This window comes from Prosthecobacter sp. (assembly GCF_044232965.1).
Classification (GTDB): Bacteria; Verrucomicrobiota; Verrucomicrobiia; order Verrucomicrobiales; family Verrucomicrobiaceae; genus Prosthecobacter.
Genome location: NZ_JBIIKX010000090.1, coordinates 1 through 21738, shown reverse-complemented (window position 1 = coordinate 21738; position 21738 = coordinate 1). Strand labels below are relative to the sequence as shown.

The 21738-nt window shown below is 60.9% G+C and carries 18 protein-coding genes and 1 pseudogene; 6 read left to right on the top strand and 13 right to left on the bottom strand.

Annotated elements, in window-relative coordinates; all coding sequences use genetic code 11:
• Positions 1–85 precede the first annotated feature (85 nt).
• Both ACILSI_RS23970 and ACILSI_RS23965 read right to left on the bottom strand, forming a co-directional pair.
• The gene (locus ACILSI_RS23970; RefSeq protein WP_395724452.1) at positions 86–556 is read right to left on the bottom strand and encodes a transcription elongation factor GreAB; all 471 of its coding nucleotides are present in this window, start codon (positions 554–556) and stop codon (positions 86–88) included.
• 18 nt (positions 557–574) lie between these two features.
• Entirely contained in the window at positions 575–1396 is an 822-nt protein-coding gene (locus tag ACILSI_RS23965) for a TIGR00282 family metallophosphoesterase (protein ID WP_395724451.1), read from the bottom strand.
• Between the two features lie 64 nt (positions 1397–1460).
• Here ACILSI_RS23965 and ACILSI_RS23960 point away from each other — a divergent pair, with 64 nt between their 5' ends.
• A complete protein-coding gene (locus ACILSI_RS23960; protein ID WP_395724450.1) occupies positions 1461–2843 on the top strand; it encodes a hypothetical protein in 1383 nt (460 codons plus the stop codon).
• Entirely contained in the window at positions 2840–4273 is a 1434-nt protein-coding gene (locus tag ACILSI_RS23955; RefSeq protein ID WP_395724449.1) for a shikimate kinase, read from the top strand. Before ACILSI_RS23960 ends, ACILSI_RS23955 begins: the two co-directional genes overlap by 4 nt.
• A 3-nt stretch (positions 4274–4276) precedes the next feature.
• Here the strand turns inward: ACILSI_RS23955 and ACILSI_RS23950 are convergent, their stop codons facing one another.
• From ACILSI_RS23950 to ACILSI_RS23940, 3 genes are read right to left on the bottom strand one after another with little or no spacing between them, the layout of a single operon-like run.
• Positions 4277–5272, bottom strand: coding sequence for an MBL fold metallo-hydrolase RNA specificity domain-containing protein (locus tag ACILSI_RS23950; protein WP_395724448.1), 996 nt, complete (start codon positions 5270–5272; stop codon positions 4277–4279).
• A 1-nt stretch (position 5273) separates the two neighbouring features.
• Positions 5274–5786: a nucleotidyltransferase gene (locus tag ACILSI_RS23945; RefSeq protein ID WP_395724447.1), complete on the bottom strand. Its 513-nt coding sequence runs from the start codon at positions 5784–5786 to the stop codon at positions 5274–5276.
• Entirely contained in the window at positions 5747–5962 is a 216-nt protein-coding gene (locus ACILSI_RS23940) for a hypothetical protein (RefSeq protein ID WP_395724446.1), read from the bottom strand. The genes ACILSI_RS23945 and ACILSI_RS23940 overlap by 40 nt, the downstream gene beginning before the upstream one ends.
• A 63-nt stretch (positions 5963–6025) precedes the next feature.
• Here ACILSI_RS23940 and ACILSI_RS23935 point away from each other — a divergent pair, with 63 nt between their 5' ends.
• Both ACILSI_RS23935 and ACILSI_RS23930 read left to right on the top strand, forming a co-directional pair.
• Positions 6026–7399 carry an FAD-binding oxidoreductase gene (locus ACILSI_RS23935; protein WP_395724445.1) on the top strand — a complete coding sequence of 458 codons (1374 nt, stop codon included), beginning with the start codon at positions 6026–6028 and terminating at the stop codon, positions 7397–7399.
• Positions 7400–7450: 51 nt separating this feature from the next.
• Positions 7451–8713, top strand: a complete 1263-nt coding sequence (locus ACILSI_RS23930; protein ID WP_395724444.1) for an FG-GAP repeat domain-containing protein — start codon at positions 7451–7453, stop codon at positions 8711–8713.
• 6 nt (positions 8714–8719) lie between these two features.
• Here ACILSI_RS23930 and fmt read toward each other — a convergent pair whose 3' ends face one another.
• Genes fmt through ACILSI_RS23910 form a run of 4 tightly spaced genes read right to left on the bottom strand, consistent with a single transcriptional unit; the run spans position 8720 to position 11792 of the window.
• Positions 8720–9649 carry a methionyl-tRNA formyltransferase gene (fmt, locus tag ACILSI_RS23925; RefSeq protein ID WP_395724443.1) on the bottom strand — a complete coding sequence of 310 codons (930 nt, stop codon included), beginning with the start codon at positions 9647–9649 and terminating at the stop codon, positions 8720–8722.
• Complete coding sequence (locus tag ACILSI_RS23920) at positions 9649–10284, bottom strand: adenylate kinase family protein (RefSeq protein WP_395724442.1); 636 nt, start codon at positions 10282–10284, stop codon at positions 9649–9651. The genes fmt and ACILSI_RS23920 overlap by 1 nt, the downstream gene beginning before the upstream one ends.
• Positions 10285–10308: 24 nt before the next feature.
• Positions 10309–11202, bottom strand: coding sequence for a glycosyltransferase family 9 protein (locus ACILSI_RS23915; RefSeq protein ID WP_395724441.1), 894 nt, complete (start codon positions 11200–11202; stop codon positions 10309–10311).
• Complete coding sequence (locus tag ACILSI_RS23910; RefSeq protein ID WP_395724440.1) at positions 11202–11792, bottom strand: hypothetical protein; 591 nt, start codon at positions 11790–11792, stop codon at positions 11202–11204. The genes ACILSI_RS23915 and ACILSI_RS23910 overlap by 1 nt, the downstream gene beginning before the upstream one ends.
• Before the next feature lie 127 nt (positions 11793–11919).
• On the opposite strand from ACILSI_RS23910, the gene ACILSI_RS23905 reads away from it, so the two are divergent.
• Positions 11920–12465 carry a transcription termination/antitermination protein NusG gene (locus ACILSI_RS23905; protein WP_395724439.1) on the top strand — a complete coding sequence of 182 codons (546 nt, stop codon included), beginning with the start codon at positions 11920–11922 and terminating at the stop codon, positions 12463–12465.
• 12 nt (positions 12466–12477) lie between these two features.
• Positions 12478–14088, top strand: coding sequence for an ABC-F family ATP-binding cassette domain-containing protein (locus ACILSI_RS23900; RefSeq protein ID WP_395724438.1), 1611 nt, complete (start codon positions 12478–12480; stop codon positions 14086–14088).
• 34 nt (positions 14089–14122) lie between these two features.
• Here the strand turns inward: ACILSI_RS23900 and ACILSI_RS23895 are convergent, their stop codons facing one another.
• The 4 genes and pseudogenes from ACILSI_RS23895 to ACILSI_RS23880 all read right to left on the bottom strand — a co-directional run.
• Positions 14123–17851, bottom strand: coding sequence for a protein kinase domain-containing protein (locus ACILSI_RS23895; protein ID WP_395724437.1), 3729 nt, complete (start codon positions 17849–17851; stop codon positions 14123–14125).
• Between the two features lie 559 nt (positions 17852–18410).
• The gene (locus tag ACILSI_RS23890) at positions 18411–19286 is read right to left on the bottom strand and encodes a hypothetical protein (protein ID WP_395724436.1); all 876 of its coding nucleotides are present in this window, start codon (positions 19284–19286) and stop codon (positions 18411–18413) included.
• A 2-nt stretch (positions 19287–19288) separates the two neighbouring features.
• A complete protein-coding gene (locus ACILSI_RS23885; RefSeq protein ID WP_395724435.1) occupies positions 19289–21265 on the bottom strand; it encodes a hypothetical protein in 1977 nt (658 codons plus the stop codon).
• Positions 21266–21307: 42 nt separating this feature from the next.
• Positions 21308–21738: pseudogene (locus tag ACILSI_RS23880) on the bottom strand (hypothetical protein); the annotation flags it as partial.

The following is a 21738-nucleotide window of genomic DNA, read 5'->3' as shown; positions in this document are numbered from 1 at the left end:
AGGGCTCCAAGGCGATTTGATGCCTTGTCCCCGTTGTCGTTTTTGGAAGGCCGTTGGGCTTCGTGGCCGTGCGAGGGTGGTTCGATCAAATGACTGCAACCACCTTCGCCATCGCACCGGGCCGCAGGGCAATCGCATCGCCTTCCCGCTTTCCGATGAGCTTCTGTCCCAAGGCCGACGCGGGCGTGATGACAACGATCTCTTTGCCCTCGTGCACGATCTCCGTCCCGCCGGCAAACGGAGCGAGGAAGTAATGCGCCAACTCATCGGGAGTCTTCAAACTCACCAGCGCACCCAGCGTGATCGCCGCACCTGACTCGAACGCATTTCCTGACAAGGCACCAAACGCACGAACCGCTTCCTGCAACTCCGCCACACGTTTCGCCTGCCCACGCGCGACATACGAGGCCTCCAGCGTGCGCGTGTCGTACTTGTTCTCCGCCTTGCTGTCCGGATCTGTGGCAGCGGCAAAGGCACCCTGCGCGGCGCGGGTAAGCGCAGCGAGTTCCGCCTTCAGCACGGCGAGGAATTGAGCGAGGACGGCAGGTTTGTTCACGCGCAGGAGACTTCGTCCTCAATCATGCCAGGTCCGCGCGATGCGCTCGATGCTCAGCGCCTTGCCGGTGGCGGGGTCGATGGTGATCAGCGCGCCGTTCAGGCGCACAGCGCCGCGACCCACGCCGAAGCGGGTGGGCATCATGGTGTGGAAGCGCTCCAGCACGGGCTCGATCTGGCTGCCGATGACGCTGTCCATCGGCCCGCACATGCCGGCATCGCTTTGAAAGGCGGTGCCTTTGGGCAGCACGCGTTCATCGGCGGTGGGCACATGCGTGTGCGTGCCGACGACGCCGGACACCTTGCCGTCGAGATGCCAGCCCATGGCGACTTTTTCACTTGTGGCCTCGGCGTGGAAATCGACAAAGATCACCGGCGTCTCCTCGCGCAGCTTTTCCACACAGGAGAGGATGGCGGGGAAGGGATTGTCGAGCTGCTGGTTCATGAAGGTGCGGCCTTGCAGGTTCACCACGGCCACCTTGCACTTTTTGGACTCCAAAACGACGAAGCCATTGCCCGGTGTGCCAGCGGGGTAGTTCAGCGGACGCAGCATGCGCGGCTCGTCGCCGAGGTAGGGCACGATTTCTCGCTGGTCCCAGATGTGATCCCCGCTGGTCACGACGGCGGCACCGGCGCGCATGAGGCTGATGGCGATCTTCGGCGTGATGCCTCGCCCTCCGGCGGAGTTTTCGCCGTTCACGACGATGAAGTCGAGTTTGAGCTCCTCCTTGAGCAGCGGCAGCAGCACGGAGACCGCCTTGCGTCCTGGCTCGCCCACCACATCGCCCAAAAAAAGAAGGCGGAAGAGTCCGTCCGTGCTGTCAGCCGTGTTGTCGTTCATGTGCCGCCACTTAGTAGATGATGAGGCCGGGGATCAAGTCTAGGATGCGCGGATGATGAAACGAATGACGCGCCGTCCCCTGCCAGTCGTCGTGCTGACGTGCTGTTGCGCGGTCTCAGGCATGACGCAGACCATCGCGCCTGCACCCGCACCGGCCACGCCACCCACGGTCGTTGTGCCAGCGCCAGCGGCCCCGGCCATCGCACCGCTTTCGGTCGCTCCGCCGCCGCCGCCGCCCCAGTTGAACCGGCTCAGCCCTCTGGGCACGACGCCGGAGTGGCTGAAGCTGCAATCTTTCCACCAGACGATGACCCGCGCCGAGTTCGAGGCTGCGGTGAACGACATTTACTCCGATGCCTCGCCGCTGCCGCCGCCGTGGAAGCTGGAATCCGACGGCGTGGTCGTGCAGACGGGTGATCCGGCCAAGCCGGAGGCGCGCATCGCCTTCACCAACAAAGCACAGCCCCCGCTGCCCGGCACACGCACCTGGCGGAAAGCCAGCGAGCTGCCGCCGCTGAAAGGACGCCCGATCCTCAGCGATGTGCATTTTGCCATCGATCCCGGCCACATCGGCGGCGCGTACTCACCGATGGAGGAGCGCTACCTGAGCTTCGCCGCTGGTGAGGCGATCCAGGAAGGCCAGCTCACGCTCATCACTGCGCAGGTTCTCGCGCAGCGTCTTAAGGACCTCGGTGCCTATGTCAGCCTCGTGCGCGAGTCCTTGGAACCTGTGACCACCCTCCGTCCGTCGGATCTTGTCGTGCCAGCGCGTCAACTCCTCAACGAGTCTGGCTTTCCGCAGCCGCAGGAAACTTACAACGGCCTCACGGGCGACGCGAAAATCATCACCGTGCAGTGGCAGAGCGAAAAGCTCTTTTACCGCGTCAGCGAGATCCACGCCCGCGCCAAAAAGGTCAACGCCACCATCAAGCCCGACGTGGTGCTCTGTCTGCACTACAACGCGGAGTCCTGGGGGGATGCCACCTCGCCGCAATTCTCTCCCGCGAACCATCTGCATGTGCTCGTGAACGGCTGCTACGCCCCGGTGGAGCTGCAGCAGCAGGACGTGCGCTTTGAGATGCTGCACCGCCTCTTTTCACGCATCCATGAGGAGGAACTGCCTCTCGCCGAGGCGGTGGCCGGTGGCATGAGTTCTGCGACGGGACTGCCCGCCTACATCTACACCACGCCCAATGCCCGCCGTGTCGGCACCAGCCCGTATGTCTATGCCCGCAATCTCCTCGCGAACCGTCTCTTTCAGTGCCCGGTCGTCTATCTGGAGCCTTACGTCATGAACCACGAGGAAACCTACCGCCGCCTGCTGCACGGTCACTTCCTCGGTCGCACGCTCATCGCCGGTCGTCTGCAATCCAGTGCCATCGAGGACTATGTGCGCGGCATCGTGAACGGTGTCGTCGCTTACTACCAGAAACACCGCCCCCAATGAAGGTGCTCATCGCAGGCTGTGGGTTCGTCGGAGAGCGGGCCGCGGATCAGCTCCATGCCGCCGGGCATGAGGTCATCGGCCTCACGCACTCGCCGGAATCCGCCGCGCGTCTTGCCGCCGCCAAACCCTGGCGCGTGGAGTCCTGCGACATCTCGAATCGCGATTCCGTCGCCGCGCTCGCCGCGAAGATTGGCACAAGCATCGACGCTTTCATCCACTGCGCCAGCTCCAGCCGTGGTGGAGCGGAGATGTATCAAAGCGTCTATGTGAACGGCATGCGTCATCTCGTGGCGGCCTTTCCGCAGGCCTTTGCGCTCTACACCAGCAGCACCAGCGTCTATCCGCAGATCAATGGCGAAACCGTCGATGAAACCAGCTTCGCCGACCCCGCGCGCGAAACGGGCCACCTGCTGCGCGAGGCCGAAAACATAGCACTAAACGCTGGCGGAGCTGTGGGCCGTCTCGCCGGCATCTATGGCCCCGGACGCTCCTTCTTATTGAAGAATCTGCTCGAAGGCAAGGCCGCCATCGAGGGCAACAACGGCCAGGGCCGCCTGCTCAATCAAATCCACGCCGATGACGCCGCCACCGCGCTCGTGCATCTCATCACGCAGCGTCTGGGCGGCATCTTCAACATCGTCGATGACGCGCAGATGACGCAACGGCAGTGTTTGGAGCGCCTTTGCATGACCTTCGGCATCAAAATGCCGCCCGAGCGCGAACCCGACCCGAACCGCAAACGTGGATGGAGCCACAAACGCGTCTCCAACACCAAGCTGCACGCCACCGGCTGGAGTCCACGCTATGAGAGCTACTTCGTCGCTCTGCGCGACGATCCCGAGCTGGCCTCGTCCATTTTAAACCTCGTTCACACCGGCGGCGAGGTGCCTTTGCCTCGCCAGCCGAATATCGTGCTTATCGGCCTCATGGGTTCGGGCAAAACCACCGTCGGCCGCATCGTTGCGCAGATGATCGGCTTCCAGTTCGTCGATACCGACGCGATGATCGTCGAGACTGCGGGCAAAACGATTCCCGAAATTTTCGCCAGTGAAGGCGAGGCTGGATTCCGCCTGCGCGAGTCCGCCGCGCTGCGCTCTTTGCTCGGCAAGCGCGGTTGCGTCATCGCCACTGGCGGTGGCATCATCACCCAGCCGCGCAATCCGCCCATCCTGCGCCATCTCGGTTACATCGTCTGGTTGGATGCCGATCCCGAGCGCCTCGCCCGCCGTACCGCGATGAATTCCAACCGCCCGCTGCTCGCCGGTGAGGAAGATCCGAAAGCCAAGCTCGAACGCCTGCTCACGGAGCGCAAACCGCTCTACAAATCCCTCGCCGACCTGCGCATCCAGACCGCCGAACTCACGCCGCAGGAAACCGCCTACGGCGTCATGGAAAGCGCACGCGTCTTTTTCGCGAAGATGAAGCGCTGAGGCTTAAAAGCCCAGTTCCAACTGATCCACCGCGCCCAGCGCACGCGCATCGTGGCCGAGCGAACGCAATTCCGCCGCAAACTCGCGTGTGTAGCCATGCACGAGGTAAATCCGGCGCGGTTGCACGATTTGCACGGTCTCCAGCAGTTCGGGATGATCCGCGTGATCACTCAGCGGGAACACCTCGTCCACGCCGTAGCGGAATTTCGCGCTCGGATCGAGCGCCCAGCCGCTCGCCATGGCGAAACGGCACCGTCCCAGCCTGCGCAGATCGGGGGAACGCGCGGCATTGGGTGGGAAGACCAGCGCGTGGCCATGCACCCGCGCCGCGTCAAACATCCGCCACTCCGGCAGCTCGCCAAGATGCGACCGTACCACCTCTGTCATCTGCGCGATGGATGAGTGAACCATCACTGGCACCCCCAGTCCATGCAGCGCGCGCAGCAGCTCCTGCGCCTTGCCCAGCGAGTAGCCCAGCAGCACCGGCACCGCGCCCGCCACCAGCGTCTGTTCCACAAACTCATGCATGGCCGCGCGCACCGCATCCAGCGGCGGGAAACGATACTTCGGCAGGCCGAATGTCGTCTCCATGATCAGCGTGTCCGCCTGCATTAGCGCACACCGCTCCGCGCTCAAGCCCTGCCGCAGCTTGTAGTCGCCCGTGTAAAGCAGCGTCGCTCCATCCGCCTGCCGTGTGAGATGCAGCATGGTCGAGCCGGTGATGTGCCCCGCCGGCAGCAGTCGCAGCTCCCAACCTCCCCACTCCAAAACCTCTCCGAGATTTGGAGACAGCACTGTTCCCGACTTCTTCGCCGTTTTCCGCGCCACCATGAGCTGATGCGTGATCTCCGAGCAAAACGTCAGATCATGCCGCGCCACATGATCGCTGTGCGCATGCGAAACAAACGCCCGCTTCACCCCAAAGTGCGGATCAAGCCACAAATCCGCCTCCGGGAGGTAAATTCCCTTCGGGTGGGTGACTTCGATCAGCGGAGGCATCTCAATCCTGTGTCACCTCTGGATACTGCTGCCGCAGGAAGATCAAATCCGCCGCGTCCTTCTCGCGATGGGTGTTTTTCTTCATCCGCCACAAGAGCCTGGGTGAGGCAAACGGGATTGGCACACCTTGCACATCGCGAGTGACAACATCCTTCACCGCTTCGGCGAACTCGATGCCAGATGCCGACTTCATCAGATCCACCACGATCTCATCCGCCACGCGAACAACCGTATATTTGCCAACCTCCCCCGGTTGGAGCTGGAGCACGGCTTTGTCCGGCAGAGACTCAAGACAGCGATACACCTTCGCCTCGTTCTCCAAATCGGTGTCGAACAGCAGATCCACATCACCAGTAGTTCGGCCGTAGCCGGCATACATGATCGCAAACCCGCCGATGATCATGTAGCGCGCACCCGAGGCATTTAACAGCCTGCACATGGCCACCAGATCCTCCTCGGTGGGAGCGCGTGAGACTAGATCGCCTTCTTGCGGTTCAGCATCTTTAGCGTCCATGCGTCAGCCTCCTCATGTGAATGAAAACGATACACCCCCCGAGGGCACACACCTCGCTTCTGCCCGGCAAGCACTTGGTTCAGTGTCTTTTGCAGACCTGCTCCAGACGGTGGCACGCGTCGCCCCACGGTCTTGCCGATGAATTCTTCGACGTTGACGACGGGCCTGGGCTGCATGGAGGCCAAATTAGGCGCAGGTCATGAAGTTGCAAGGGGGCGCATCTGGCCCCAAGAATGCGCATGGTCTCCCTTGCCGATCAACTCGTTTCCCTCCTCGGTCCCGACCGCGTTTCCGTCACGCAGGCCGACCTCGCCGCGCACAGCACGGACAAATGGTTCGCGTCGAATCTTCCCCAAGTCGTCGTGCATGCCCAAAGCACCGAAGATGTGTCCAAAACACTGCGCTTCGCGAATGAGCACAAAATTCCCGTCACACCGCAAGGTTCGCGTGTCGGCTATGTCGGCGGCGCAGTTCCGCTGAAAGGCGGTATCGCGCTTTCGGTGGCCCGCATGAACAAGATCAAGGAGATCGCCTTGGAGGACGGCGTGGCTGTCGTCGAGCCGGGGGTGATCACAGGTGATTTGCAGGCTGCGGTACGCAAGTTGGGCTGGTTTTATCCGCCTGATCCCGCTTCGCTGAAGGAATGCAGCCTCGGCGGCAACATTGCCACAAACGCGGGCGGTCCGCGTTGCCTGAAATACGGCGTCACGCGGCACTATGTGCTCGGTTTGGAGGCGGTGCTCGCCGACGGCTCGATTGTGAAGGCGGGCGGACGTTGTCACAAAAACAAAACCGGTTTCGATCTCGTCGGCCTCATGGTGGGCAGCGAGGGCATGCTCGGTGTCGTCACCGAGGCCACGCTGCGTTTGATCCCGCATCCGCCGATGCGTGCAATGCTCTCGGCGGGTTTCAAATCGTTCGCGGAAGCCGCAAATGCCGTGCAACGCATTCTCGGGAGCGGCTTCCTGCCTTCCGCACTCGAAATCGCCGACAAGTTCACGCTGCGTGCCGCGCGCGAGTATCTCGGCGCTTCGGTCACGCCGGATGGTGATGCGCACCTGCTCGTCGAGATCGACGGCCAGCCCGATTCAGTGAAAGGCGAGCTACAGCAGCTCGCCAAGCTCGTGCGTGAGCTCGGCTGCATCTGTTTGAACGAGGCGATGGGTGATGAAGCTTGCGAGGCGTTCTGGAAACTGCGTCGTGAGTTCAGCTACAGCCTGCGCAACACCGGTTTGATCAAGCTCAACGAGGACATCGTCGTGCCACGCGGCAAACTCGTCGAGCTGGTCGATTTTGCCGAGCGGTTGCAGGCCGAGTTCGGTTTTCCCGTCGCCAGTTTCGGCCACGCGGGCGATGGCAACATCCACGTCAACATCATGGTGCCCACGATGGACGATCCCGCGATCCGCGAACGCGCCGAGGCCGCGCTCGACCGCCTGTTCCACCAAATCATCGCCTGGAACGGTGCCATCACCGGAGAACACGGCATCGGCGTCGCCAAAAAACGCTGGTGGCGGCATGCGGTCTCTCCCGCCGCGCATGAAACTCATCTGCGCCTGAAGGCCGCGCTCGATCCCAACGGGATTTTAAATCCTGGGAAGTTTCTCGACTGACATCGCTCCCTGCAAGATGATGCTCTTCTGACCTGTTCCCTGCCAACCACCATGACCAAACTGCTGATCCCAACCCTGTTGCTCGCGCTGCCGCTATGCGCCGCCGAGCCGAAATTCAAGAAACTCACGCTCTCCAATGAGTTCTGGTGCGAGGGCGCGCACTTCGCCGACTTCGACCAGGATGGAAACAACGACATCTGCGCGGGGCCGTTTGTGTGGTGGGGGCCGGAATTCAAGGAGCGCAGCGCCTACAACGCGCCAAAGCCGGACCGCAACAAGCCGCTGACGGACGAGCAGTATGTGCCCAATCACGCGAAGTTCATCGAGTCCGCGCCTGAGTTCAAAGGCAAGGCGGTTGATCCGCTCGGCTACTCGGATTACTTCCTCACCAACACCTATGATTTCAATGCCGACGGCAAGATGGACATCCTCGTCTTTTCCTGGCCGGGTGACATCACGGCTTGGTATGAAAATCCCGGCAAGCGCACGACTGAAGCCTGGAAGCGTCACATCCTCTTCGATGTGACTGACAACGAGTCTCCGCAGCTTGGCGACATGGACGGTGACGGCAAACCGGAGCTAATTTGCCACACCGGCGGACGACTCGGCTATGCGTCGCTGGATTGGGCCAATCCGGGTGCCAAAGCAGCTTATCACGCGATCGCCAAGCCGGATCTGAAGCGCTACTTCCGCTACACGCACGGCTATGGCTTCGGCGACATCAACGGCGACAAGCGCCCTGACATCCTCGACAAGGATGGCTGGCGCGAGCAGCCGGGCACGGCTTCGGAAGAGTGGGCCTTTCATGAGGTGCCTTTCGCACCCGCAGGCGCTCGTGGTGGTTCGCAAATGCAGGTCTATGATGTAAACGGCGACAGTCGCAACGACGTGCTCACGAGCTGGGACGCGCACGGCTACGGCTTCGCGTGGTATGAGCAGAAAGCCGACGGCAGCTTTGCCACGCATCAGATTCTCGGTGAGAAGCCGGAGGACAGCCCGCACGGCGTGAAGTTCACGCAAACCCACGCCACCACGATGGCGGATGTCGATGGCGACGGCGTGCTCGATCTCATCACCGGCAAGCGCTACTGGGCGCATGGCCCCAACAAAGACGCCGAACCTGCGGCACCAGCCGTTTTGTATTGGTTCCAGATCAAACGCGACGGCAAAGGCGGCGCGGATCTGATTCCCCATGAAATCGACAACGACAGCGGCGTTGGCACCCAGGTTTCTGCCGGAGACGTGAACAAAGACGGCAAGACGGACGTGATCGTCGGCAACAAGAAGGGCGTGTTTGTCTTTTTGCAGGAGTAATCCGGCCTACAACAACACATCGCCCGCTTGCAGCGGGTGCCCGCGCAGGAAGTCGGCGGCAGACAAACGTCTGCCGCCTTCGATTTGGACTTCGAGCAGGTTCAGCAGGCCGTTCCCGCAACTGACGGTGATACCATTCGCATCAGCACTGACGATGGTGCCAGGTGACGGGCAGGCATCGGCATTTGGGATGATTTGGGCCCGATGAATCTTCATCTGCGCGTCCTTGAGCACGCAAGAGGTGCCAGGCCAGGGCGTGAAGGCGCGGATGAGGCGGTCGAGCTCGATGGCGGGACGCGTCCAGTCGATGCGACCGTCCTGGCGGGTCAGTTTGCGAACATGCGTGGCTTTCGTGTCGTCTTGTTTCTCCCGTGGCGGATTGCCCGAGGCGAGGAGATCGAGAGCTTCTTCGAGCGCGGCGGGGGCTTGAAGCGCGAGCTTGTCGTGAAGACTGCCGCCGGTGTCGTCCGCGGTGATCGGCAGGCGTTTCATCAACAGGATGTCACCGGTGTCGAGGCCCTCATCCATGAACATGATGGTGACACCAGTTTCTGTGTCGCCATCTCGAATCGCAGCCTGGATCGGCGCGGCACCGCGATGACGCGGCAACAGCGATGTGTGGACATTCAGGCAGCCGAATTTTGGCACATCGAGCACGGCGCGGGACAAAATCTGGCCGTAGGCCACGACGACAGCGACATCGGCATTGAAGGCTTTCAGTTCCTCGACGGCGTGGCGGATTTTCGGCGGTTGGATGACTTGTTTGCCCGCTGCGAGTGCGCGCACCTTGATCTGCGGCGGCGTGAGCACCTGTTTGCGCCCCACGGGCTTGTCCGGCTGCGTGACGACGCCGACGACCTCGTGTTTCGTCGTGTTGAGCAGCCATTCCAGCGAAGGAAAGCCGATGTCGCCGGTGCCGATGAAGAGGACGCGCATCAGATCTTCATCTTTTCCAGCTCTTTCCAGGCATCCAGCGTCATGACACCGGCCAGGATGTCGTAGAGCACCTTGGCAGGAGGCTGGCTGGCGTCGATCTGCACAATGCGGTCGCCCGCGTAGTAGTCGAGAATCGGCTTGGTCTCGGCCTCATAAGTGGCGAAGCGGTTTTGGATGACGGTTTCGTTCGCGTCATCGAAGCGGTTGTCCTTGAGGGCGCGTTTGCGCAGGCGGCGGGCCAGCTCGGTGCGGTCAGGGCAGGAAAGATGAAAGACCTTCAACACCTCGATGTGGGATTCCATGAACCGGGCCTGCTCCACGTTGCGGGGGATGCCGTCGAGCACGAGGAAGTCGATCTCCGGCTTGAACATGTGGGAATCGACGCGCTGCTTCACGTTCGCGTTCCAAAGCTGCACGGTCACGTCATCCGGCACGAGCTCGCCGCGGCTGGAGTACTCGACGAATTTCTGTCCCAGCGGCGTGCGTGTGTCGAGCGAGCGAAAGACATCGCCGCAGGCGAGATGGTGAAAACGGGGGATGGAGCCGAGCACCTTGCCCTGCGTGCCCTTGCCGCTGCCAGGAGCGCCAAGGATGAGGAGCGTGCGGAATCGTACGGTGGGTGGAACGTCAGGCATGATTTAAAAGGGTAGATTACCACGTCACGATTTCGCAACAACTTGCGTGGCGGCGGATTTCACGCGCTCAAAATCGAGATGTGCCAGATCACCGCTCTCCTCACGCAAAACTTCGACCCAGGGCTGTGGCGGCGCCCAGATGGCTGGATCGGTGGGGCCAAAGAGCAGCAGCGAAGGCACACCGCAGGCTGCCGCGAGGTGTGAGATGCCGCTGTCGTGGCCGAGAAAGGCCGAGCAGGTGGCAAGACATCCGGCGAGTTCGGCAAGGGGCAGCGCGTGCCAGTTGGAGTGTCGCGCAATCTTCACGCCACGTGCTTCCTCGGCCTCGCCGGTGATGAAAATGACTTCATGGTCGCAAAACTCGTCCGCCAGCCGCAGCCAGTGCTCCAGCGGCCAGTTTTTCTTCTCGGAGCCACTGCCGGGATGAATGACGACGCGTTTTTTACCATCAGGACGGCGCTCGAAATGCGCACGGCGCAGATGCCCGTCCTCCAGGAACATCGCGAGCTTTTCCAAGCCTTTGGCGAGCTGTCTGGAAGCATGCACACCCTCGTTTTGCACACGCGGTGAGCATTCGATGAGCGTTTTGACGCCAACGCGCTCCATACTGGCGCGGAACAGGCCGTCCGGATCGTAAAGGAAGCTGACGACGAGATTGAAGCCGCGCAGGTGCTCGGCGAGCGCCTCGTCGATGGGCGCGGTTTTGGCGAAGAGCGCGGCCATCGTGCGATGTTCGAGACTGCGGACAGAATCGGCCAGACCGGCGGCGCGGGCGAGCTCGGCGATGGCGGGGTAGCCGATGACTTCGAGGTGACATCCAGCGATGGTTTCGCGCAGCAGGCGGATCGCGGGCAGCGTGAGGATGAAATCGCCAATCGCACCGCCACGAATGACGAGGACACGGGGCGGTGGTTTCATCAATAGAACAGAAGCGCCGTCACGAGCAGCACCACGCCGTAGGCGATGCCGGAATACACCGCCAGATTCCAGCGCTGATGCTTGGCGAGGAGCCAGTTGATCCAATCACGCATGAGGAAGGGCATGCCGATGAAATACATGCCAACGATGATCCAGAGGTAGGCGAGGATGGGCAGCAGCAGGCGGCTGGTCTGCGGCTGGAGGAAGGCGGCGGTGAGCACCGGACCGGCGACGAGCAACATCAACGCTCCGAGGGCGCGGACGGCGAGGAATTCCTTCACATAGACCAGCACGGCCACATAGCCGCCGATGGTGATCATGATGAAGGTTCGCCTCATGTTGAAGAACTCGCCCATGTCCATGTTCGAGAGCGCGAAGACGCCCCAGATTACATCAATGGTCAGCAAGATGACGCCCCAGTGGAAGGCGCGGGGGAAGGCTTTGAGGAAGGCCTGGGTTTGGGCGGTGTTTTTGAGCGCCCAGACATGGGAAAGGATGAGCGCCAGCGCCACGACGATGCCCGTGCCCTTCAGCGGGATGCCGCCGGTGGGATTTTGGTGGTAGAGGTAGTCGTAGAGATCCGCAAACATGCGTCGGTCCGGGAAAAACGGGCGCACAGGTGGCGCAGACCGCCGGGAAGCGCAAACGCGATGTTCCGCTCGGAGGATTGAGGTTGCTGGCGCGGTCAGACGCTACAGCTTATGCCATCAGACCTTGATGAAAGACAAAGACACCACCCCGGCATGGTATGTCGTCCACACACGACCCAAATGCGAGCACATCGCCGCCGCGCTCATGGCGGGGCTGGAGAACGTGGAGGCGTGGTGTCCGCGCATCCGTTTCCAGAGAAACACCCGGCGGGGCAAGGTGTGGTTCGTGGAGGCGCTGTTTCCGAGCTACTTCTTCGCCCGGTTTGCCCCGGCGGAGTCGCTGCGAGCGGTGAAATACTCCCAGAGTGTCATCAAAGTGGTCGATTTCGGCGGCAACCTGACGCCCGTGCCGGACCGGGCCATCGCGGAGTTGAAAGCGGAGATGAAGGACGTGGAGATTTGCGAAGTGCAGGTGGGGGTGAAAGTGGGGGACATCGTGGAACTGACCGAGGGGCCGATGCGCGGGCTGAAGGGCATCGTGAACGCGATGCTCAGCGGCGTGGACCGGGTGCGCATCCTGCTGGAATTTTTGGGCCGGGAGAACGCGGTGGAGGTGCCGACGTCAAAAATTCTCACCGAGCACAAACCGCGTGCAGTGGTGGCGGCCCGGTGATACGCAGAGGCAATGCTAACGATCCGCGACGTCACCAAAACCTTCAATGCGCGCACGCTTTTCAGCGCCGCGTCCATGACCATCAACTACGGGGAGCGCGTGGCGCTCGTGGGGCCGAACGGAGCGGGCAAATCAACGCTGTTCTCTCTGATCCTCAAAACGGACACCCCGGACGCCGGCGAGGTCATCCGTGACGAGTGGACGACCGTCGGCTTCCTGCCGCAGGAGAGCGAACCGGTCGGCGAGGAAAGCGTGATGGACGTCGCCACGGGCAAAGCGGGTGAGATCCAGGCGCTAGAAAAGATTTTGAGTGAGTTTGAGGCCACGGGGGATGTTTCGAGCCCGGAGTACTTCGAGGCCCATGCCAAGCATGACGCGCTGCAAGACCCGCAAACCGAGGCCAAGGCCAAACGCATCCTCAAGGGCCTGGGCTTCAAGGAATCCGACTTCACTCGGCCAGCACGGGAGTTCAGCGGCGGCTGGGTGATGCGCGCGCACATGACACGGCTGCTTGTCATGGAGCCCGATCTGCTGCTGCTCGACGAACCGACGAACCACCTCGACCTGCTCTCGCTGATGTGGTTTCGTAATTATCTGAAGAACTACCCCGGTGCGCTGCTGATCATCTCGCATGACCGTGATTTCATGGATGAGCTGGTGCAGTCGGTCTATGAGATTGAGGAAAGCAGGCTGATTGCCTACCAGGGCAACTACAGCGACTACCTCAAGCAGCGGGAGGAGAACTGGGAACGCGCGAACCAGGCGTACAAGAACCAGCAGAAGGAGATCGAGCAGATCCAGGATTTCATCGACCGCTTCCGCTCGGTGGCCTCCAAGGCTTCACAAGCGCAGAGCCGTGAGAAGCAACTGGCGAAGATGGACAAGCTCGAAAAGCCGCGCCCACTGCGCAAAGGCTTCCGTTTCAACTTCCCGCAGCCGCAGCGCAGCGGTCAGCGCCTGATCGCGCTGACGGACATCCATCAGGCCTACGGCACGAAGCAGGTTTACACCGGTCTCGACCTCGAAGTCGAGCGCGGTGAGCGCACGGTGCTCGTGGGGCCGAACGGCGCGGGCAAATCGACGCTGATCAAGATTCTGGCCGGCGAGGTGCCGTTTCAAAAGGGCGAGCGCAAGCTGGGCACGAATGTGAAGCTCGGTTACTTCTCCCAGCATCGCGCCGATACGCTGGACCCGGATTGCAGCGTGCTGGAGGAGCTGAAACGCGTCGCGCCGGAACTGCGCGAGGACGAGGCCCGCAGCATTCTCGGCTCCTTCCTCTTCAAGCGCGAGGACGTGCATAAAAAGTGCCGTGTCTTGAGCGGTGGCGAGAAAAGCCGCGTGAACTTGGTCAAATTCCTCGTCGATCCGCCGAACCTGCTGCTGATGGACGAGCCGACAACGCATCTGGACATCTGGGCCATCGAAGGCTTGATCCTCGCGCTGCAAAAGTTCGAAGGCACGCTCGTCTTCATCTCCCATGACGTGCATTTCATCCGCTCCCTGGCGACGAAGGTCCTGCACATCACGGAAGGCAAGGTGACCGCCTATTCCGGCGACTACGACTACTACCTGCAAAAAACCGGCGCGGAGGAGAACGCGCGTGCGGCAGTCATCGCGGGATAAGAACGACGGGCAAAAGAGTGCCCGTCGTACGACATCACTTCGGCGGCGCGGGAACGAACTTCGCGGCGCGGTTGATGGCATCGGGGTCTTTCGGGCGGTAGCGGAGGAATTCGCGGGCGGCGGCGGGGGAACCCTGGTCTTTGAGGGAAAGCAGGTATTCGTTGAAGGGCTGCTCGTCGTAAGGGGATAGCGGCCGTGTGTCGGTCGGAGCCAGCATCCACTTGGCCCAGAGCGTGGCGACTTCTTCTCCTGGAGCAGGTTTTTTCGGAATGGCGGCGACGCGTTTCTCGAAGTCCTCAAGCGTGAGGGACTCCAGGCGGCCGTCCGCAGTCAGATGGCGGCGGCCGAGGCCTTCCGCCAACTGAAGAAACCACTCGGGCAACCGGGTGTCCTTCGGCGGCATGGGCACGCTGAAGAAGCCGTGCTCGGAGACGCGGAAGAGCAGGCTTTTGCCATCGTCGGAGACACGGGCGACGACGATGCCTTCTTTTTCGAGGCTTTCACGCGGCGTGTCGCGGATGCCAGGGGTAAGGCAGTCGCCAGTGCGGAAGTTCCAGACGCGCAGTTCTCCATCGTCGGTGACGGTGACGAGGCGCTCGTCATCCGGGCTGAGCGCGATCACGGACACAAACGAGTCATGGCGCATACGGACGATGTTTTTGCGTGTCTGGATGTCCCACACGCGCACCTCACGGTCACGACCGGAGGTGATGAGGAGCTTCTCATCCATTGTCAAAGTGACCGCGCCGACGGCGGGTGGATGATAAAACGGATCGCCAATCGGCTTGAGCGTCTTGGCATCGTAGATGAACACGGTGCCGTCTTCATCGGCGGCGGCATAAAGCGATTTTTGGCGGTTGGCGCCGCCGGCCTCGGACTCACGGAGCTGTTGCGGAGAGTTGTCCGGGCCTTTGATGCGCGTGATGAGCTCTTTTTCGAGCACATCGACAAAACGGCGGCCCGACATGCGCTCGTGGATGTTCCAGACCTGCACGGCGGCGATGCCGCGTGGGGCGAAGGCCAGCAGGGAGCCGTCGTGGCTGATTTCGGCATCACGCAGGGTGCGTTGCAGGCGCGCCCGCTGAAGCGCGCCGGTTTTACTGTCGAAGACGCTGACCTCGCCTTCTTTGGCGACGCCAATGACGAGGCTGGTGTCACGGACGGTGGTTGCAACAAGCATCTCACTGCCATGTGAGCGTGAAGGAAAGCGCAGCTTCCCGTCCTCCAGCTTCCAGTCGTAGATATAACCGGCACCATCGCCGACGATGATCGACTTGGCGTCGGTGCTGAAGGAGAGAGCGGTGATGGAGGATGGATGCGAGAGCGGTGGCAGCACCTCGCCGCCATTGCGGAAGTTGCCGACAAAGACGAGACCGTTGTTCATGCCGAGGGCGATGATTTCCTGCTTGGGCTCGATGGCGACGTGTAGGAGGCCTTTCTCCACCTCGATGGGATCGCCAACTGGCTGGCCGAGGCGTAAATCCCAGGTGGTGGCGGAGCCGTCCGCGCCTGCGGCATTGATGGGATCACCTCCGAAGATAGACGCGGCAAAGATGCCTTCGTAATCGACCGCGATCTCACTGACTATGCCGCTTTTTTGCTTCATCACGCGGGCCGGGTCCTGCGGCTGGCGCAGATCCCAGGCCTGCACGCCGCCCATGCCGTCCGCACCGATCTCGCTGCCGACGAGGAGCTTCTCACCATTGCCTGAAAAGGCGACGCAGGTGACCATATTCGGCATGCGTGGCTGGAGATTGCGGCGTTTGCCATCCTTGAGGGACCAGAGTTCGACACCGCCGTCGTCACGTCCGATCACGGCGCTCATGCCGTCAGGAGTGACCTCAATGCAGGCAACCAGCACGCCGGGCGGCATGGGATGATCCGTGCGCTCGCCGGTTTTCAGTTTCCAAATGGAGACCACCTCGCGCTGCGGCGGGGCCTCGCGCACAGGCGCGGGCATAGACTTGGGGATGATGCCGCAAACGGCCAGCGCCACGCCCGCTTCGCGGCTGATGGCGACTTTCGATGCTTCGGCAGCTCCTTCAGGCAGATTGAGCGGCGGGGTGTCTGGGCGGATGAGATGGATGTTGCCCAGCAGGGAGAGCAGGTTGGTGGCGGCGATGTCGTTGGCCGGATCGGTGCGCAGAGAGCGGGCGAGGTAGGCCACGGCGTCATCGTGCTGGCCGTTGTCCATGCGCTGGCGGGCCATCTGCTCGTCGGAGCGGCTGTAGGACTTGCGCAGGTTTTCGCGGCCGTTTTCAGCCTCGACACGGTTGCGCTCGGCTTTGAAATACATCGCGGTACTGGTGATGCCGCCGGTGATGACGGCGAAAGCGATGGCCACAGCAGCGGCGACGCCCACGCGGTGACGGCGAACGAAGCGTGCGATCAGGTAACCACGGCTCGGCGGGCGGGCGGTGATCGGCTCGAAGCTCAGGTAGCGCGTGATGTCGTCGGCAAGATCGTCCGCGCTGCCGTAGCGGCGGTTCGGATCGCGTTCGAGCGCCTTGAGCGCGATCCAGTCCAGATCTCCCTGCACGGATGGCTCGATGGTGGAGGGCTTGGGCGGATCTTTCTCCGCCAGATCGCGCAGCAGGATGTGGATCGGTTTCTGCGCGATGTCCGAAGGTGTGATGAGCGGCTTGCCGCAGATCAGTTCAAAGAAAACGCCGCCCAGCGCATACACGTCCGAGCGCGTGTCCACATGCGAGCTGCCGTTCTCGATCTGCTCCGGGCTGATGTAGCCCGGCGTGCCGACGAGCTGATCCACGCCCGTGGCGATGGTGTGGCCGGAGCCTTCGCCTTCCAAAACCTTCGCGATACCGAAGTCGATGACCTTGGGCACCGCTTTTCCAGCCTCGTCCATCACCATGATGTTGCCGGGCTTGATGTCGCGGTGGATGATCCCCTTTTGGTGCGCGTGATTCACCGCACGACAGACAGGAATGAACAGCGCCAGACGCTGGCGCAGGTCCAGCTCGTTCTGTTTGCAATAGCTGGTGATGGAGCGGCCCTTCACCATCTCCATCACGAAATAAGGCGCGCCGATGTCCGTCTCGCCCGCGTCCAGAATGCGGGCGATGTTGGGATGCTCCATGATGGCGAGCGTGCGCTGCTCGATGGCGAAGCGGCCCAGGATGTCCGCCGAGGCCACGCCCGCCTTCACAATCTTGATCGCGACGATGCGGTGAATGGGCTTCACCTGCTCGGCACGGTAAACGACGCCGAAACCGCCCTCACCGAGCTTGTCGAGCAGGCGGTAGCGATCGCCGATCCAGCCGTCGTTGCCGGTGAGCGACTCCATGTGGGAGCGCGGCTTCGAGGTTGTGCCCATGGAGGCCATGGATGAGGCCGTCGCAGCGGGCAGGCCACCGTGACTCGGCATCGTCGCGGCACCAGGCATGGTGGGCTGAATGGTCGGCTGCCGGTTCGTCGGGATCGCGATGGTCTGATCCTCCGGCCCGAGCGTGATGTTGCCGGTGTCCATCGGCGGAGCGTAGGATTTCCCACCCATCGTGGCCGCTGGCAGGCTGCGGCTCGGATTTGGAATGGCGATGGTCTGATCCTCCGGCCCCAGCGTCATGGCACCCGTGGGCATTTCTGCCGGAGGTTGTTGTGCGCCCATGGTGGGGGGCGGCTGGCCTTTTTTGAGGTTGGGCACCGCGATCGTCACATCCTCCGGTCCCAGGGTGAGGTTCCCCGTGTCGAACGAAGGCGTTTCCTTGGGATCAGCGGGAGAGGGGGAATCCGATTTGGGTTTCACAGGCGGAAAATGTAAATTCAGCCGCACTGTTTCAGAGAACCGCCTTCCGGGCAAGCCTTGTGAGCCTGCCGGATGGAGAAAAGGAGCCGTCTCAGGCTTGGTGTGGCAGGTCCACAGCTCCTCATCATCGGTCAGGTAGCATGGAGGGACGCCCCCTGGCCTCAGAAGGAAAACACATGCTTCAACTGGCCCAGGTTGACGAGCTGCCAGTCATCCGCACCACGCTGCCACCAGCCCAGTGGGGGGAGGGCAGCCCAGGCGGTCGTAGAACAGCGTTGCCACGCGCCCATCAGGCGATCTCGACCACCTTCCCCCCTTTAGCAATCAATGTACAGTCGGAATCCTTTCCGATAATGCCTGGCATCTTTTCATCTTCTGAACTGCCGCGGCGAGGTGGGGAAAGAAAGGCAGAGAGTCGCCTCATGACAAACGGAGTATTCTGTCAACTATCGGCTCCTGACCCTTTCCTGCTTTTGCTGACCCTTTCCTGCTTTTGCTCGCAAAGAAATCGTTTCCGAATTGTGCTGGGTTCATTTTGTCAGGCCGTTGTAGCCTGACGTCATTTCCCTTTCCTGTTGTGAAACAGATGGCAGGACAGAGCAATGACCAGACTCAATCCAGCGAGCAGCCCCAGCCATACACGCCAGTCTGTCGTACGGGCAGGGTTTTCAGGCAATGGGAGTGCCGTTGTGGTTGCGGCGGATGGCTTGGCTGTCTGAACTGAAGCAGGCACGGTTGGCGTGCGGCCTGTGGCAGCCTCCTGCTTCAACCGGGTTTCCAAGGTGCCGATGTGCTCATTCATCTCCTTCAAAAACCAATACTTGGGATTCTTGGCCTGAAATCGCGCCTTCATCTGGCGCATGACCTCCAGCGACTTCTGGCTGCCGATGGCGGACAAAGTCTGGAACGCAGACAAAAGGGTATGAACTTGACGATCTTCACGTTCCAAGAATCGCAGCACTAGCGCCTCGTGTTCATGGCTTGGATAGTGACTGAGTAAAAGGATTGCTGGGCATACAAACAGGCCATCAATACTGACACCATTCTGGTGGGTTATATCCATAACTCGTTCCAGTTCGTCAGTGATGATTTTCTGTTCGTCAGAGGTCAGGTCTGATCGCAATGGCAACGCAGACATGGACATAGGCGACACCACCTTGCCAGGTGTCTGCCGGGCGCTGATGAGGGAGCGCTGAAGATCATTGAGCAAATCCTGTTTGATGTCCGGACGCGTAGCGAGTTCCTGCTCAACCTTGGTCCAGCGCTCCACATTGCCATAGGGTGCATCTGTATCGTAATCTTCGATCAATGCACGAACCTCGGGTCGCATGGGCGGAGGCAAGGCCGTTTGGGCACACACGCAGGTAGTTGCCACAGTCAGACAGAACCAGGCGGCTGGCAACGTGTGGCTCCGGAATGTGAGAGGTGTGTTCATGGTCACTCGTTGCGTTTTGATTTGATGAAACGTGCCGTCGCGTGAATTCGCCCTTCCTGATACAGGGTGTCAAGGCGGCAGTTTGACCCGATGCCAGGCATGCGGCTGGGATTGCCCTGCTTCATGAGATTGTGGTAGGTACGAAGCGGCCGCATCGGAATCAACGCTTTTTGATTGTCATTCCGACGAGGATAATCCGTTCCAAAATGACCTTCATTGGTCAGCAGATGACCCAATTCATGGGCTAAGATCATCACCATGCCGCTTGCAACAGTGCTGATGATGCTTTGATCATCGGTTTTTTCGATATATCCCGCCACAAGCGCTGAGTTGCTGAGGTTGGGCAGCTTGCAGGCATATGAGGGGTAAGCATAACCAGCATATGTAGGTTCCCTGCGGTCATCGAGTATCTGCTGACAATAGATGATGCTGAGTTCTGCGGGCGTTCGATCACATGCCTCGATCAGTGACTGCCCTTCTGACGCAGGGGTTCCGACAATAGCACGGCGGGTTTGCTCATCCATATTGGGTGGAGCAAACTCATGAGCCCTGACAATCGAGTCCGTCACACCAGTCGGCAATGGCAGGGGTTTGGGATAACCCGGCTCCAGTTGTATCCTCACACCCACTTGGGCGTAAATGTCATTTGCGATCCGCACATCGTTAATGATCCGTTCTGGAGTTGCTCCCGAATCCGGGAAATAGTACGCTTTGACGCGAAGGCTGTGCTTCGCATTGACCAATTGCTGGAGCTGGGGATCACGAACTTGCATTGGTTTGAGTGTATCCGTGGGTCTATATCGAATCTCCCTGATCCTGATTGTACCGCCCAAGGCCGCCAGGTGCGTGCGGTCGCTGGCTTTCGTGGCATCAGGATCGTCCTGGTCGGTGTCGTCGAGACCGAACAACTGGTCCAGGGTAGGAGGAGTGGCAATGTGATGCTCCACTCCAACGGGATAGTCGTCATCCGCATCGTGAGCGACGAGGATCTGTCTGGGGGTCACATAGCCGAGGTTTTCTTTCCATTGCAAAGGGATCTCGGTGGCGTTGTCATTATGCACTGAGAAAGGATCTGTTGTCTCGATCACGAGACTCAATTTGCCGGGGGCTGGCAGTCGGATGCCTGGCAGCCGCACGACGAACTGGTCGGGTTCCAGCTTTGTGTCGAGTGTGAAAGCCTGCGGATTGGTGCCACTCACATACTTGAACGCGTCGTTCTCTCCGATAAATTTCGCAATCTTCAACTCAGTGGCAGTCTTGAAACTGGTGTCTTCAATGACGGCCTGCGTGGCATCATAATTATCTCCCACAAGTCCCGAAGCCGTTGGAGTCACTTCTGCGGCTAGAGGTTCTGCCGGCGGCATAGGAGGCGGCTGATCTGCATAAACCACAGGCACGTCAGGCACGGCAAACTCAATTGGATGCAATGCAATCCTGATCGACTGGCCCATCTCCTCGCGCGGGATGATTTCGACGCGGTCGTTGCCGGAAATTTTGACCTGGACCTCGGCGGCACCTGAAAAGTTCACGTTCTTGCGGCCTGCGGCATCACGGCTGAACAACAAGCTGCCCAGCACCTTGTTGAATGGCAGGTCCAGGAAGCTGGAATAAGCATCATTGGCACCCATGTATTCCACCACCAGGTAGGTTCGGCTCCAGTCCTGTGCCGGGGCGTTTGGAATGGTGGGTTCGGTGATTCGTAATTCCATGGCATTGCCACTGGAGGACTTATGCCAAGTCGGCCCGCCGGGGGCGCCGCTGGTTTCAACACACGACCAGGCATAGCTTTCGGGTGAAAACAGGCCGGGCCAGCCGCTCTCCGGGTTGAGCGCCTCATAACCGCCTAGCTCGTAGGCGACGCGCATTTCCTGCGATCGGTCGGGACTGTCGATGATCGGCCATGAGCCGTCGAAACCGTCCACATACAGGTAGGTTTCACCATCATAAAGTCCAGCCTCGCCAAAAAACATGCTGATCACGGGCCCGTTGCTCTGGGAGGTGTATTGGTCGAAATTGCAGCCTTAGTGTTTCTGCCGGATTTCAATAGCGGCAGCGGGTCTGCTGCTGCGGTCGAACAGATTGCTGCCGAGGCGGTATTCTTCGGCATCACTGAAGCCGTCCCAGTCCCAATCTGCGTAGGCATTGGAAAACCGTGGATCAAGGCCGTGCCTTATCTCCCAGGCATTGGGGATGCCGTCACCGTCCGCGTCCAGCGCAGCTCCCTCGCCCTGGCCTAAGACACCGCCGCTGAGTTCGGTGCCAGCGGCCAGTTCCACTTCATCGGTGACGCCGTCGTTGTCACTGTCGGCGACGCGCGGATGGCTGCCTAGCAGCCTGTTGAAAAACCTCTCCTCCTGGGTGATGAGAACAACCCTGCATGTTTGAGCAACGCCAAACCAAGCAACGCCAGCAGGAACTCTGGATAGTCGCCGGAGAACTTCCCGCAGCCACC

Coding starts and splice junctions, on each gene's coding strand:
- ACILSI_RS23965 (WP_395724451.1), bottom strand. CDS start 1,396: ATGAACGACAACACGGCTGACAGCACGGACGGACTCTTCCGCCTTCTT.
- ACILSI_RS23960 (WP_395724450.1), top strand. CDS start 1,461: ATGACGCGCCGTCCCCTGCCAGTCGTCGTGCTGACGTGCTGTTGCGCG.
- ACILSI_RS23955 (WP_395724449.1), top strand. CDS start 2,840: ATGAAGGTGCTCATCGCAGGCTGTGGGTTCGTCGGAGAGCGGGCCGCG.
- ACILSI_RS23950 (WP_395724448.1), bottom strand. CDS start 5,272: ATGCCTCCGCTGATCGAAGTCACCCACCCGAAGGGAATTTACCTCCCG.
- ACILSI_RS23945 (WP_395724447.1), bottom strand. CDS start 5,786: ATGGACGCTAAAGATGCTGAACCGCAAGAAGGCGATCTAGTCTCACGC.
- ACILSI_RS23940 (WP_395724446.1), bottom strand. CDS start 5,962: ATGCAGCCCAGGCCCGTCGTCAACGTCGAAGAATTCATCGGCAAGACC.
- ACILSI_RS23935 (WP_395724445.1), top strand. CDS start 6,026: ATGGTCTCCCTTGCCGATCAACTCGTTTCCCTCCTCGGTCCCGACCGC.
- ACILSI_RS23930 (WP_395724444.1), top strand. CDS start 7,451: ATGACCAAACTGCTGATCCCAACCCTGTTGCTCGCGCTGCCGCTATGC.
- fmt (WP_395724443.1), bottom strand. CDS start 9,649: ATGCGCGTCCTCTTCATCGGCACCGGCGACATCGGCTTTCCTTCGCTG.
- ACILSI_RS23920 (WP_395724442.1), bottom strand. CDS start 10,284: ATGCCTGACGTTCCACCCACCGTACGATTCCGCACGCTCCTCATCCTT.
- ACILSI_RS23915 (WP_395724441.1), bottom strand. CDS start 11,202: ATGAAACCACCGCCCCGTGTCCTCGTCATTCGTGGCGGTGCGATTGGC.
- ACILSI_RS23910 (WP_395724440.1), bottom strand. CDS start 11,792: ATGTTTGCGGATCTCTACGACTACCTCTACCACCAAAATCCCACCGGC.
- ACILSI_RS23905 (WP_395724439.1), top strand. CDS start 11,920: ATGAAAGACAAAGACACCACCCCGGCATGGTATGTCGTCCACACACGA.
- ACILSI_RS23900 (WP_395724438.1), top strand. CDS start 12,478: ATGCTAACGATCCGCGACGTCACCAAAACCTTCAATGCGCGCACGCTT.
- ACILSI_RS23890 (WP_395724436.1), bottom strand. CDS start 19,286: ATGAACACACCTCTCACATTCCGGAGCCACACGTTGCCAGCCGCCTGG.